At 74.4% G+C, this 13083-nt stretch carries 16 protein-coding genes; 6 read left to right on the forward strand and 10 right to left on the reverse strand.

Translation table 11 applies throughout. The features are described from left to right. Together PSR1_RS15955 and PSR1_RS15960 are read right to left on the reverse strand one after the other, a co-directional pair. The coding region (locus tag PSR1_RS15955; RefSeq protein WP_193388370.1) for a rod shape-determining protein at positions 1-253 on the reverse strand (253 nt) is incomplete at its 3' end. 71 nt (positions 254-324) lie between these two features. After that, a complete protein-coding gene (locus PSR1_RS15960; RefSeq protein ID WP_059438479.1) occupies positions 325-2349 on the reverse strand; it encodes a S9 family peptidase in 2025 nt (674 codons plus the stop codon). A 96-nt stretch (positions 2350-2445) separates the two neighbouring features. Here PSR1_RS15960 and PSR1_RS15965 point away from each other — a divergent pair, with 96 nt between their 5' ends. Beyond that, the gene (locus tag PSR1_RS15965; RefSeq protein ID WP_059438480.1) at positions 2446-4197 is read left to right on the forward strand and encodes a serine/threonine-protein kinase; all 1752 of its coding nucleotides are present in this window, start codon (positions 2446-2448) and stop codon (positions 4195-4197) included. Between the two features lie 51 nt (positions 4198-4248). On the opposite strand, the gene rplI is transcribed toward PSR1_RS15965, so the two are convergent. The 8 genes from rplI to ispE all read right to left on the reverse strand — a co-directional run bounded on the left by rplI (position 4249) and on the right by ispE (position 9522). After that, complete coding sequence (gene rplI, locus PSR1_RS15970) at positions 4249-4698, reverse strand: 50S ribosomal protein L9 (protein ID WP_059438481.1); 450 nt, start codon at positions 4696-4698, stop codon at positions 4249-4251. Between the two features lie 12 nt (positions 4699-4710). Beyond that, complete coding sequence (gene rpsR / locus PSR1_RS15975) at positions 4711-5121, reverse strand: 30S ribosomal protein S18 (protein ID WP_059438482.1); 411 nt, start codon at positions 5119-5121, stop codon at positions 4711-4713. A gap of 3 nt (positions 5122-5124) precedes the next feature. Further along, positions 5125-5571, reverse strand: a complete 447-nt coding sequence (locus PSR1_RS15980) for a 30S ribosomal protein S6 (protein WP_059438483.1) — start codon at positions 5569-5571, stop codon at positions 5125-5127. Positions 5572-5676: 105 nt separating this feature from the next. Continuing rightward, positions 5677-6255: an aminoacyl-tRNA hydrolase gene (gene pth / locus PSR1_RS15985; RefSeq protein ID WP_011419179.1), complete on the reverse strand. Its 579-nt coding sequence runs from the start codon at positions 6253-6255 to the stop codon at positions 5677-5679. A gap of 9 nt (positions 6256-6264) precedes the next feature. Beyond that, positions 6265-6987, reverse strand: a complete 723-nt coding sequence (locus tag PSR1_RS15990) for a 50S ribosomal protein L25/general stress protein Ctc (RefSeq protein ID WP_059438484.1) — start codon at positions 6985-6987, stop codon at positions 6265-6267. 233 nt (positions 6988-7220) lie between these two features. Then, positions 7221-8186 carry a ribose-phosphate pyrophosphokinase gene (locus PSR1_RS15995; protein ID WP_059438485.1) on the reverse strand — a complete coding sequence of 322 codons (966 nt, stop codon included), beginning with the start codon at positions 8184-8186 and terminating at the stop codon, positions 7221-7223. A gap of 149 nt (positions 8187-8335) precedes the next feature. Beyond that, positions 8336-8641, reverse strand: a complete 306-nt coding sequence (spoVG, locus tag PSR1_RS16000) for a septation regulator SpoVG (protein WP_011419182.1) — start codon at positions 8639-8641, stop codon at positions 8336-8338. Then, on the reverse strand, positions 8581-9522 hold the full coding sequence (gene ispE / locus PSR1_RS16005; protein WP_059438486.1) for a 4-(cytidine 5'-diphospho)-2-C-methyl-D-erythritol kinase: 942 nt from the start codon (positions 9520-9522) through the stop codon (positions 8581-8583). Before ispE ends, spoVG begins: the two co-directional genes overlap by 61 nt. A gap of 150 nt (positions 9523-9672) precedes the next feature. On the opposite strand from ispE, the gene PSR1_RS16010 reads away from it, so the two are divergent. From PSR1_RS16010 to PSR1_RS16030, 5 genes are all read left to right on the forward strand, one after another. Then, complete coding sequence (locus PSR1_RS16010; protein ID WP_059438487.1) at positions 9673-10026, forward strand: SH3 domain-containing protein; 354 nt, start codon at positions 9673-9675, stop codon at positions 10024-10026. Between the two features lie 164 nt (positions 10027-10190). Continuing rightward, the gene (locus PSR1_RS16015; protein ID WP_059438488.1) at positions 10191-10538 is read left to right on the forward strand and encodes a cupredoxin domain-containing protein; all 348 of its coding nucleotides are present in this window, start codon (positions 10191-10193) and stop codon (positions 10536-10538) included. A 97-nt stretch (positions 10539-10635) separates the two neighbouring features. Continuing rightward, positions 10636-11451 carry a uracil phosphoribosyltransferase gene (locus PSR1_RS16020; protein ID WP_059438489.1) on the forward strand — a complete coding sequence of 272 codons (816 nt, stop codon included), beginning with the start codon at positions 10636-10638 and terminating at the stop codon, positions 11449-11451. Beyond that, positions 11444-11971: a hypoxanthine phosphoribosyltransferase gene (hpt, locus tag PSR1_RS16025; protein WP_059438490.1), complete on the forward strand. Its 528-nt coding sequence runs from the start codon at positions 11444-11446 to the stop codon at positions 11969-11971. The genes PSR1_RS16020 and hpt overlap by 8 nt, the downstream gene beginning before the upstream one ends. A 241-nt stretch (positions 11972-12212) precedes the next feature. Continuing rightward, entirely contained in the window at positions 12213-13016 is an 804-nt protein-coding gene (locus PSR1_RS16030) for a hypothetical protein (RefSeq protein WP_059438491.1), read from the forward strand. Positions 13017-13083: the final 67 nt, after the last annotated feature.

The following is a 13083-nucleotide window of genomic DNA, read 5'->3' on the forward strand; positions in this document are numbered from 1 at the left end:
ACTTCAGCATCGCCGCGGTGACCTCGAAGTCGGCGATGACGCCGTCCTTCATCGGCCGGATGGCGACGATGTTCCCGGGCGTGCGCCCGAGCATCTCCTTCGCCTCCTTGCCGACCGCGAGCACCTTGCGGCCGCTCCGCGACTCCTGCTGGACCGCCACCACGCTGGGCTCGTTCGAGACGATGCCCATGCCGCGGATGTAGATGAGGGTGTTGGCGGTCCCGAGGTCGATCGCGAGATCGCGGGACATCATGTTGTGAAGCCAGTCGAGCACGGCGGGTCCGGACTATAGCAGGGGGTTCGAGGGCGACAAGGTCCCGGCCATCACCGCGGCGCGCTCGCCTGCGGCGCAGGCGAATCCAGCCAGCGCCCGATCCAGCCGAGCACCTCGTCGTGGAACACCTTCGCGTTGCGCGGCTTCAGCACCCAGTGCCCCTCGTCCGGGAACACCATCAGCCGGGAGGGGATCCCGCGCCGCTGGAGCGCGGTGAACGCCGCGAACCCCTGCGTCACCGTGACGCGGAAGTCCTTCTCGCCGTGCGAGATCAGCGTCGGCGTCCGCCACTGCGCCACGAACCCGCTCGGCGACCAGCGCTCGAACGCCTCCGGCGTCTCCCACGGACGGCCCAGCTCCCATTCGGGGAACCAGAGCTCCTCGGTGTCGTAGTACGCCATGCGCAGGTCGAAGTTGCCCGCGTGCGCCACCAGGCAGCGGAACCGGTCGGTCTGGCCGTTGATCCAGTTCACCATGTACCCGCCGTAGCTCGCGCCGGCGGCGCACATCCGGCCCCCGTCGGCGGCGCCGGTGGCGACCGCGGCGTCGGTGAGCCGCATGATGTCGTCGTAGGGGGTGCCGCCCCAGTTCGCCCGGACGGCGTCGGTGTAGGCCTGGCCGAAGCCGGTGGAGCCGCGCGGGTTGGGCAGCACCACCGTCCAGCCCCGGGCCGCGTAGAGCATCGGGTTCCAGCGGAAGCTCCAGGCGTCGTTCCAGGCGCCCTGCGGGCCGCCGTGGATGAGCACCACCGCGGGGTGCCGCTGGCCGTCCCGGTGGCCGGGCGGCAGCACCATCCACCCGTGCAGCGCCTGGCCGTCCTTGCCGGTGGCGGTGAGCGGGCGCACCTCCCCGAGCGCGACCCCGGCGAGCCCCTTCGCCCCGAGCGCCGTCAGCAGCCGCGGCCGGGCGCCGCGCCCGCCCGGCTCGAGCACCGCCACCTCCGGCGGCGCGGCGAGCCCGTCCACCAGCGCCGCCAGCCGGGCGCCGTCGCGCGACCAGGACACGCGGGCGAGGTTCCGCCCCCGGTACAGCTCGGTGACCTTGCCGGCGAGGTCCACCTCGTACAGGGCGTGGACGCCCTCGCTCTCGGCGGTGAACCGGAGCGCCTTGCCGCCCCGGGCCCACGCGAGATCCGCCGCCGAGCGGTCGAACCCGGCGGTGAGGTCGCGCGCGCCCGAGCCGTCGGCCGCGGCCACCATCACGTGGTAGCGGTCGGCCTCGTAGCCGGCGCGCGGCTGCGCGAGCCAGGCGAGCCGCTTGCCGTCCGGCGACGGGCGGGGCGAGCCGTCCCAGCCCGGCGCGGTGGTCACGCGGCGGGGCGTCCCGCCGGCGAGCGGGACCGCGTACACGTCGCCGTTCGTGGAGGTGGCCTCCACCGGGTCGGACACCGCGACGTAGTAGAGCGTCGTCCCGTCGGGCGAGAACGCCAGGTCGTCGCCCGAGCCGCGCTGCACCGGCGGGGCGTCGCGGTCGCCGGGGGTGAGGTCGAGGGCCGGGCCGCCGTCGAGCGGCACGCGGACGAGGTGCGTGCGCACGCGCTCGCGCCACTCGTTCCAGTGCCGGAACAGGAGCCGGGCGGCGAGGTGCGGGCGGACCTCGGCGGCCGCGTCCGCCTTCCGGTTGCAGGCCGCGTCGGCGCCGCAGGCCGGGTCCACGTCGGCGGCGACCACCAGCGCGGCGCCGTCCGGGGTGAAGCGGAGCTCGGAGACGCCGCCGGGCAGGTCCGTCACCCGCCGGGCCTCGCCGCCCTGGAGCTCGAGCACCCACGCCTGCGTGCCGCCCTTGCGGTTGGAGAGGAACGCGAGCCGGCGCCCGTCGGGCGAGAACGCCGGCGAGGTCACCCGCTCCTCGCCGAAGGTGAGGCGGCGCGCCGGGCCGCCCGCGGCGGGCACGAGGTGCAGCGCCGAGACCAGCTTCTCGCCCCCGGGCGCGGAGGTGGCGACCGTGTACGCGACGCTGGCGCCGTCCGGCGAGATGGCCGCGTCGCCCGCGCGCTCCAGGGCGAGCAGGTCGTCGACGGTGAAGGGGCGGGGGACCGATGCGAGGGCGAGCGCGACGAGCGCGGCGGTGAGCATGGGGCGGACTTTCTACCACGTCGCACCGGCGCGCGATCCCGGCGCCGCCGGGACTTTCCGGGTCCGGCGGCGCCGGGATACTCTCGCGGCGAGCGCATGCCCGGCCCCCTGGCGATCCCCGACCTCCGCGCCCCGTGCCCCGGCTGCGGACACCTCGCGGAGCAGGCCGGCGGGCCGCTGAACTTCTGCCCGCGGTGCGGTCTCGACCTGCGGGCGACCGCGCGCCGCGCGCCGCCGGCGGACCCGCTGGTCGGCCGGGTGATCGCGGACCGCTACCGGCTCGTCTCCCTGCTCGGCGAGGGCGGGATGGGCGCGGTCTACCGGGCCGAGCACGTGCAGATGGGCAAGGCGCTCGCGGTGAAGGTGTTGCGCGGCGACTTCGCCCGCGACCCGTCCGCCGGCGAGCGCTTCCGCGCCGAGGCGCGGATCGTCTCGCGCCTCTCGCACCCGCACACCATCGCGGTCTTCGACTTCGGCGAGCTGCCCGAGCGCGGGTTCTACCTCGCCATGGAGTACGTGCCCGGGCAGGACCTGGCGCGGGCGCTGCGCGAGGGCGGCGCGTTCTCCGAGGCGCGGGCGGTCGGCATCGCCCAGCAGGTGCTCGGGTCGCTGGCCGAGGCGCACGAGGCGGGCGTGGTCCACCGCGACATGAAGCCCGCCAACGTGATGCTCATGCAGGCGCGGCCGGGCGAGGACTTCGCGAAGGTGCTCGACTTCGGGATCGCGAAGCTGCGCGACGAGGCCGGGGGCGCCACCACCGGCGCGGGCGCGGTGGTGGGCACGCCGAGCTGCCTCGCGCCGGAGCAGGCCCGCGGCGGCCCGGTGGACGCGCGCGCCGACCTCTACGCCATGGGCTGCCTGCTGTACGAGCTCGTGTCCGGGCGGCCGCCGTTCACCGCGGCGAGCCCGGTGGCGGTGATCACCGCGCACCTCCACGACGCGCCGCCGCCGCTCCGGCAGGTCGCGCCGGGCGTCTCGCCCCGCCTCGCCGAGGTGGTCCACCGCGCGCTGCGCAAGGATCCCGCCGAGCGGTTCCCGAGCGCGGACGCGATGCGCGCCGCGCTCGCCGGGCCCGGGCACCCGGCCCGGCCGGCCCACCGCCCCGCGCTGCCGCGGGCCGCGGGGGAGCTGGAGCTGGCGAGCCGGGAGGACTTCCGCGACGGCCTGGAGCAGGGCGCGCTGGAGCGGCAGGTGGGCGTGCTGCGGCCGCAGCGGCTCGTCACCCCGGCCGGCGCCGCGCTGGTGGTGGCGGCGGCGCTCGCCGCGGGGGCGGCGTGGCGCTGGGACGACCTGTACGCGGCGCTCGCCGCCCGCGCGCCCGCGATCGCGGCCGGCCTGCCGGCGGCGCTCCGCCCGGCCGCGGCCGCCTGGGTGGAGCGCGAGCCGAACGACGGCGCGGCGGAGGCGACGCCGCTCCCGCTGCTCCCGCGGCCGGACGGCGTGCCCGCCGCGGAGGTGCGCGGCGCCGTCGGCGCGCCCCGCCGGCCGGACGAGGGCGACCTCGACGTCTACCGGCTGGAGGTGCCGGAGGGCGCGGGCCGGCGCGTGCTGCGGGCGCGCTGGCACGCGGCCGGGGCGGCGCCGGAGCAGGGGATCCCGGGGCTCGCGGTGACGCTCTCGCTCAACCGGGCGCCGGCCGGGGCCGAGCGCGCGCCGCTCGTGGCCGCCGCCGGCGAGGGCGGGCCGGGCGCCGCCGAGGCGCTCTCGGCCGAGGTGGGGCCGGGCACCTACTGGCTGTCGGTCCGCGAGCGGCACGCGGAGGGCGCCGCGCCGGCGGCGCGGCCGGACGCGCCCTACGCGCTCGAGGTGGAGCTCGCCCCGCTCGCGCCGCCGCCGCCGGAGAAATGAGAAGGGCCGGCGTGAGCCGGCCCTCCGGAGCTTCGGGATGGCGCCGGGCGGCTACTCCGCCTCGGCCTCCACGGTGACCTTGACCTTGCCGGCCACCTCGGAGTGCAGCTTCACCGGCACCTCGAACTCGCCCACGGTCTTGATGGGCTCGTCGAGGACGATGGAGCGGCGGTCGAGCTGCACGCCGCGGGCGGCGAGCGCCTCGGCCACGTCCAGCGCGGTGACCGAGCCGTAGAGCTTGTCCTGCTCGCCCACCTTGCGCTTCAGCGTGACCGGGGTCTCGCTGAGCCGCTTGGCGACCGCCTGGGCCGAGGCCTTCAGCTTCGCGGCCTTGGCGGCGGCGACCGCCTTCTGGTGCTCGAGCTCCTTCACGTTCTTCGGGTTCGCGGCGACCGCGAGCCCGCGCGGCAGGAGGTAGTTCCGCCCGTAGCCGGGCTTCACGTCCACCAGGTCGCCGCCCTTTCCGAGATTCTCGACGTCTTCACGGAGGATGAGCTTCATGGCGGCGCTCCTTTACATCTGCCCGACGGTGTAGGGCAGGATCGCGAGCATCCGGCCGCGCTTGATGGCGGTGGCCACCTCGCGCTGGTGCTTCGCGCAGTTCCCGCTGATGCGGCGGGGGATGATCTTGCCGCGCTCGGTGAGGAAGTACTTCATCTGGCCCTGGTCCTTGTAGTCGACCTTCAGCGTCTTGTCGGCGCAGAACCGGCAGACCTTGCGCCGGCCGAAGCCGCGCCGCCCGCCGCCCTCGTCGCCGCCGCGGTCGTCGCGGTCGCCACGGTCGCCGCGATCACCGCCGCGGCCGCCGCCGAACCCGCCACCCCCGAAGCCGCCGCCGCCGCCGCCACCACCGCCGAAGCCGCCGCCGCGAGGACCGCCGAAACCGCCACCCATCTTCGGACCACCCATGTCAGGACGCGCCATGGCTCACTCCTCCTGCCCTTCCGGCGCCTCGGCCTCGAACGGCTCCTCGACGCCCTCGGCGCGCTCCTCGCGAGGCTTCTGCTCGTCGTCGACGGCCTGGATCTTCACGTCGGCCTCGACCTGGCGGGCCTCGAAGTCCACGCCGTCGGCCAGCTTCACCGACTGGAACTTCGTGACCACGTCGATCATCTTGAGGTTGCGCTCGAGCTCGGTCACGAGCCCGGGCTTGCCGATGTACAGGCAGTGCATGTACAGGGCCTTCGCGTTCTTCGCGACCGGGAAGGCGGTCTTGCGCTTGCCCTGGTTGGTGAACCGGATCACCTTCCCGCCCTGCCGGCTCACCACCCCGCGCAGGCGCTCCTTGATCTCGTCCACCTGCTCGTCCGGCGTCTCGGCCTTGAGCAGGTAGATGGTCTCGTACTCGCGCACGAGCTGCTTCGTCTCTGCCATGTCGCTCCCCTCGGGTTCGGTAGCGGCGGTTCGCCCGCCGCGAGGAGTCGTTCCCGCCAATCCGGCCCGCCGGCCCCATGCCGGCGAATCCGGTGCTGCCTCGCTTCACTCCGCCGCGCGGGAGCGGCGGTTCACCTGGTTCATCGCCTTGGCGGCGCCCAGCTCGACCGCGAGCCGCGTCGCCTCGACCGCCTGCTCGACGCACAGGTCGAGCTCGGCATCCTCGCCCTTCGCGAACTTCCCCAGCACGTAGTCGGCCGGGTCCATCCGCGGCGGCGGGCGGCCCACGCCCACGCGCACGCGCGCGTACTCGGGGCTGCCCACGTGGGCGTTCACGCTCTTCACGCCGTTGTGCCCGCCGTGGCCGCCGCCGACCTTGAGCTGGACGCGGAACGGCTCCAGCTCCAGGTCGTCGTGCACCACCACGAGGTCGTCGAGCCCCAGCTTCCAGAACCGCAGGGCCGCGCCGACCGCCTCGCCGGAGTGGTTCATGTAGGTCTGGGGCTTCAGGATCCAGACCCGCTCCGGCCCGAGGCGGGCCTCGGCGAGCTCCGCCGCGAACTTCTTCGCGGTGAAGCTCGCCCCCGCGAGCTGCGCCAGCCGATCCGCCACCACGAAGCCGACGTTGTGGCGGGTGCGGGCGTATTCCTCGCCGGGGTTGCCGAGGCCGACCACGAGCTTCAAGCGACGCCCTTACTTCTTGGCCTTGTCGCCGCCCTTGGCCTCGCCGCCCTTGGCAGGGGCAGCGCCCGCGGCCGGGGCCGCGCCGGCGGCCGGAGCCGCAGCGCCCGCGGCCGGAGCCGCGCCCTCGGCAGGAGCCGCGCCCGGGACCGCCGCAGCGACCGGCGCCGCGACCTCCTCCTTCTCGGGCACCGCGACGAAGACGACCACGTAGTCCGTCTGGAACTTGAACTTGCAGCCCTCGGGCGCCTTCAGCTCCGAGACGTGGAGCGACCGGCCGATCTTCAGCTCGGTGACGTCCACCTCGATGCGCACCGGGATCTTGTTCGGCAGCGCCTCGACCACCACCTCGTGGGCGGCGACCGAGAGGATGCCGCCGTCGGCGACGCCGGCGGCGCGGCCCACGGTGGCGACCGGCACCTCGACGCGCACCGGCTGGTCGAGGCTCACCTCGAGGAAGTCCGCGTGCAGCAGCTTCCGGGTGACCGGGTCGACCGTGTAGTCCTTGAACAGCACGTGCTTCGAGGCGCCTTCGACCTGGAGCTCGAGCAGCGTGTTGAACTTGTGGGGCGTCTCGATGGCCTTCAGCAGCGTGGCCGGATCGAGCGCGACGTGGGTGGGCTCCCGCTTGCCGCCGTAGACGACCGCGGGGATGAGGCCCTGCTGGCGAAGCCGGCGGGCGGGACCTTTGCCCTGCTCGGTGCGCTTCTGGGCGCTGAGGACGTTCTCTGCCATTTCTTCCTCCCAATGGGCTCGCGCCTCGCTCCGGAGCGCGCGGGGGGCCGTCGCGGAAAAGCGCATGGGCCCTGGGTGGTTGTCGGAGGCCACTCGCTCGTCGAGGGGCCGTCGGGAACGCGGGGAATTAGCCGAAAACCCCCGCGCGGTCAAGGGTTATGGATCGCCCCCGCGGGCGAAGGCCTGCAGGGAGGGACCCCGGCCGCAGGCTGGGGAGGGGCGCAGCCCTCGTCCTAGACGAACAGCGAGCTGAGCGAGTCGGCCGAGTGGATCCGGCGGATCGCTTCCGCGAGCAGCCCGGCCACCGACAGCGTCCGGATCTTCGGGCAGGCGGCGGCGGGCGGCGGGAGCTGGATCGAGTCGGTCACGACCACCTCCTCGATCGGGCTCTTCATGATCCGCTCCACCGCCGGGCCGGACAGCACCGCGTGCGTGGCGTACGCGAACACCCGCGTCGCGCCCTTGTCCACCAGCGCGTTGGCGGCCTGGGTGAGCGTGCCGGCGGTGTCGATCATGTCGTCGAGCAGCACCGCCACCTTCCCGTTCACGTCGCCGATGACGTTCATGATCTCGGCGACGTTCGGCTTGGTGCGCCGCTTGTCCACGATGCCGAGGCCGGCGCCGAGCCGCTTCGAGTAGGCGCGCGCCCGCTCGACGCCGCCCGCGTCCGGCGAGACGATGACGAGGTCCTGCGTCAGGCCGTCGAAGCGCTTGCGCATGTGCTCGAGCAGCACCGGCGCGGCGTAGAGGTGGTCGAAGGGCACGTTGAAGAAGCCCTGGATCTGCCCGGCGTGCATGTCCATCGAGACCACGCGCGTCGCGCCGGCCGCCTCGATGAGGTCGGCGATGAGCTTCGCGGTGATGGGCACGCGCGGCGCGACCTTGCGGTCCTGGCGCGCGTAGCCGTAGTAGGGCAGCACCGCGTTGATGGAGCCGGCCGACGCGCGCTTCAGCGCGTCGATCATGATGAGCAGCTCCATCAGGTTGGTGTTCGCGTCCGGCGAGGTGGACTGGATGATGAACGTGTCCAGGCCGCGGACGTTCTCGCCGATCTCGACCTGGATCTCGCCGTCGGAGAAGCGGCCGACGGTGGAGCGCGCCAGCGGGCGCCCGAGCTCCTTCGCGATGGCCTCCGCCAGCGGCCGGTTCGCGTTGCCGCAGAAGACCCGGTAGTCCGGATAGTGACCGTTGCTCGCCATGGCGCCCTGGCTCCCTTCAATCCCGCGAAGATGGAAGGCGACGCGCACGCCCGGAGGCCGTCGCCGGACGTCGGGTCGTCGAAAGGGCGCCCTTATACCGGATGGGTCCCACGCCGTCGACCGGGCGCTGCGTGAACCGCATGCGCGGCTCAGTCCTCGTGGGGATCCGTGCCGGTGGCCCGCGCCGGCGCCGCCGCGCCCTTCTTCAGCTCGCGGTCGTACTCGGCGAGGATGGTCCGCTCCATCTTCTCGCGCGTGTCGGAGTTGAGCGGGTGGGCGATGTCCTTGAACGTGCCGTCCTTGCGGCGCTTGGCCGGCATGGCGATGAACAGGCCGGTGTTGCCGTGGATCACCTTCAGATCGCGGATCACGAAGCAGTGATCGAGCGTGATCGTCACGTAGGCCTTGAGCTTCTCCTCGTTGACCGGGAAGACGCGGACCTCGGTGATCTCCATGGCGATACCCTCGGATGCCGTCGCACCGTCCGCGCGAGGAGGACCTGCACGCCCGCCGCGCCCCCCTTCGCCCTGCCCTGGATCGCTAACGCCGCCCCGCGCGCCGCGCCTCGGCCCGGGAAGATTCCGAAGACCGTCGGCCCGCTCCCCGACATTATAGCGGCCGCCGCCCCCGCCCCCACAAGCAGCCCAAGCAGCGCCTGGAGCGCGGGCTTGCGTGCCACGCAGGGCGCCTGGAGGTCGTTCCCCAGCAGGGACGGCCGCCACCGCCCCGGACGGCCCAGACGGCGGGGGGCCTGCGACCCTCCGGCGCGCGCCTCGTCCAGCCAGCGGTAGGCGTCGCCGGCCCGGATCGCGAGCGACGGGTCCTCGGGGTACACGAGCACGAGGTCGAGCGGCGGCACGTCGGCCGGGGAGAGCCGCTCGCCGCGCCCCGCCGCCCAGGCCGGCCCCGGCCCGAGGAAGAACGGCACGTCCGAGCCGATCTCGAGCGCGATCGCGGCGAGCGCCGCGGCGTCGCGCACGCGGAACGCGCGGGCGAGGCAGCGGAGCACCGCCGCCGCGTCGGACGAGCCCCCGCCCAGCCCGGCGGTCACCGGCGTCCGCTTCTCGATCCGGATCGACACCGCGCGCTCCACGCCGAAGCGGCGGCGGAACGCCTCCGCCGCGCGCGCCGCCAGGTTCGCCGGACCGTGAAGCTCCGGCCGGCCCGGCACCGTGCAGCGCACCGGGCCGCGGCGCGCGGAGACGCGCACCTCCACGCGGTCGCCGAGATCGAGCGGGACCATCAGCGTGCGGAGGTCGTGGTACCCGTCCGCGCGGACAGGGCCCACGCGCAGCACGAGGTTCACCTTGGCCGGGGCGAGCGTGACGAGGCGCACGGACAGGCCTGTACCACGGCCAGGCGCGGCGGTGCGCCGGGCCCGCGCGCCGATGCGCGTGTCACGGAGGCGCCCGCGCTTACTCTCTCTCGGCGAGGGCCCGGACCGCCACGCGCGGCCGGCGCGCCTCTTCTTCGGAGGAACACCGAAATGAACTCGACGTTCGCCCGCGCGGCGCTCTGTGCCGCGCTGCTCGCCGCGGCCGGTTGCCGCAGCGCCTTCGCTCCCGAGCCCGTGCTCAAGCTCTCCTCGGCCCCCGTCGCCGAGCACCCCGCCACCGTCGTCCAGGCCGCCGAGCTCCGCTCCGGTCCGGACGGGCTCGCCAAGGTCCTCGGGACCGTGGCGGCCGGCACCGCGGTGACCGCGTCGGACAAGCCCATCCGCGGCTTCCTGCGCGTGCGCACCGCCGACGGCAAGTCCGGCTACGTGCCGCAGGCGGCGGTGTCCGCCACCGCGGCGGCCAGCGCGCCGGCCTCCGCGCCGAGCGGCGCGGTCGCGCCGTAGCGGCGGCGTCCGCGCCGGGCGCCACGGGCGCGGGGGCACCTCGCCTCCGCGCCCGCGACGTTCCGGGTCCCCCGCGCGCTCCGCGGCGGGAGGGGCGGCGGCGCGCTAGGATGCCACCGCCCCGCGGCCTCCGCCGCGGCGCGACGCCCGGAGGAGCATCCGCCATGTCCCGCACCGCGATCCTGCCGCTCGCCGCCCTCGCCGCCGTCCTCGCGCTCGCCCCCGCCTGCAAGGGCGACGACGCGAAGGAGCAGGTGGTGAAGGTCACCGTGACGAAGAACGGCTACGAGCCCTGGCGCATCGAGGCCAAGGCCGGCCGTCCGCTCACGCTCGTCATGACCCGCGTCACCGACGAGACCTGCGCCACCGAGATCGTGATCCCCGATCTCGGCATGAACGTGCCGCTGCCGCTCAACGAGACGGTGATGGTGCGGCTCACGCCGCAGAAGACGGGCGAGCTCCGCTTCTCCTGCGGCATGAAGATGTTCCAGGGCGTCATCGACGTGAGGTGAGCCGCCGGCGGGCGTCCCCGGGCCGGCTCCCCGCGGCCGGGGCGCGCGCAAATTTGGCAGGACGCTTCCGGGCCGACCCGCATTATGCTCCCGGCCCGTGCGAGACCTGAGCTACGACCACGTCCCCTACCGGATGAGCGAGATCGAGCACCGGTACGGCGAGAACGTCCACATCGTCGCGAACCCCTTCCTGCTCGGCGCGCTCGCGACGCTGTGCTCGAAGGACACCCGCCAGCCGGCCATCAACCGGCTGGTCCGGCTGCTCTACGAGGACCTCATCCGCACCGTGATGAACCACGAGTTCCCGCGGCGCCGGGTGGCGGTCCCCACCCGCATGATCGACAGCTCGCCGCAGGCGATCTTCGAGGGCGAGGTGGTGGACCGGCAGGTGCGCGCGGTGACGGTGAACATCGCCCGCGCCGGCGCGGTCCCGTCGCAGCTCGTCTACGACCTCCTGAACGAGACGCTCGAGCCGTCGCTGGTCCGCCAGGACCACATCATCATGAGCCGGATGCTGGGCGAGAACGAGGAGGTCGTCGGCGCCGGCATCGGCGGGATGAAGATCGGCGGGGACGTGGACGACGCGTTCCTGCTGTTCCCGGATCCGATGGGCGCGACCGGCTCCTCGCTCGCGACCGCCATCGAGACCTACAAGAAGAAGGTGCCGGGCAAGGCGCGGCGGATCGTCAACATCCACCTCATCGTCACCCCCGAGTACCTGCGTACCATGACGAAGGCCCACCCCGACGTGCGGATCTACGCGATCCGCCTCGACCGCGGCCTGTCCCCGCCCGACGTCCTCGCCACCGTCCCCGGCACGCGCTGGGACGAGGAGCGCGGGCTCGACGACCACCAGTACATCGTCCCCGGGGGCGGCGGCTTCGGGGAGATCATGAACAACGCCTATGTCTAGCAGCCGCGCCGGCCTCGACGTGCTCATCTCCGAGGCGGACCTCCGGGCCCGCGTCGAGCAGATGGGCGCCGACGTCACCCGCGACTACGCGGGGAAGAACCTCGTCGTCATCGGCGTGCTGAAGGGCAGCTTCATCTTCCTCGCCGACCTGGTGCGCGCCATCGACCTGCCGCTGTCGGTGGACTTCATCGGCATCAGCTCGTACCAGGGCACGCGCACCACCGGCGTCGTCCAGATCACGAGCGACCTGACCCGGCCCATCGACGGCAAGGACGTGCTGCTCGTCGAGGACATCATCGACACCGGCCTCACCATGCGGTACCTGCTCGAGAACCTCTCGACCCGCAAGCCGGCCAGCGTGCGGATCGCGGCGCTGCTGGAGAAGCCGGCGCGCGCGCAGGTGAAGATCCCCATCGACTACCGCGGCTTCGTCATCGGCGACGAGTTCGTGGTCGGCTACGGGCTCGACTGGGACGGCAAGATGCGGAACCTGCCGTTCATCGGCGTCCCGCGAACCTGAGCCATGGTCCGTGATTCGATCTCCGCTTCGCTGCGTCGAATCACGCCATGGCTAAGGCATGTTCGAACGGGGGCTGCGCCCCCGCCCCGCCGAGCAGAGCTCGTCGGGGCCCCACCCCTGCTGCGCGGGTCCCTGGCGCGCTTCGCCCTTCGCTTCGCTCCGGGCTCACGCGCCGTCCCGCGGGCGCGGCTCCGCCGCGCTCGCACGTAGCCCCACTCTAGGCAACCGGAGGAAATTCGACATGGCGGACGAGACCACGCGCGCGCGCGCCGGATCCGGCGCGAAGGCGCTGCTCGCCTGGGTGGCCATCCTGGGCCTCGCCGGCGTGGTGGCGTGGCTCGCCTCCGAGCGGAACGCGCGCACCTGGTACCTGGTGCCGGACGAGGGCCGGCTGGTGGTGATGAAGGGGCTCATGCTGCCGGTCGGGCGGCAGGCGTTCGCCACCGACGACCCGGCGCTCGCCGCCGCCTACGCGCCGCTCGTGCCGCCGCCGGGGAAGCCGCTCCCCGCCGAGCGCGCCTTCGAGGAGCGGAGCCTGCTCGACCAGGGGCTGTTCGACCTGCTCGCCGGCTGGGCGCGGGAGGAGGTCGCCACCGGCGACCCGGCCCGGCTCGAGCGCGGCCTCGGCTACCTCGGGCGCGCCGAGCGGCTGGCCGGGATCTCCTCCGCGCAGCGCGACGAGCTCGGCGCCATCCGCGCCGAGTCCGGCTACCACGAGGCGCGCCGGCTGCTGGAGCGCGCCGCCGCCGAGCTGCGCGACGCCGCCGAGAAGCTCCGGGTCACCGCCGGCTCCCGCTCGTCCCGGGCCATGGACGCGCAGCTGCTCCTGAAGCAGCTCGAGCCCGCGGTGGACGCCACCCTGGGCGCGATCCGCACCGCCGCCCGGACCGAGCCGGCCGCCGCGGAGAAGGCCGCGGCCCCGCCCGCCGCGGGCGGGCCGGCCAACGCCGCCGCGCCGGAGCAGGGCCAGGCACCGGCACCGCAGCCCGGGCCGCCGTCCGCCGCGCCCGCCGGGCAGGCGCCCCCGCCCGGCGAGGGGCGGTAGGGCGCCCGCACACCCCCGCCGGCCGGCGGGATCCGGCGCCGCGCACGGACCGGCCCTCCGCCGGTGT

Origin of the sequence: Anaeromyxobacter sp. PSR-1 (genome assembly GCF_000964525.1) — a bacterium.
In the GTDB taxonomy this organism is placed as follows: Bacteria; Myxococcota; Myxococcia; order Myxococcales; family Anaeromyxobacteraceae; genus Anaeromyxobacter.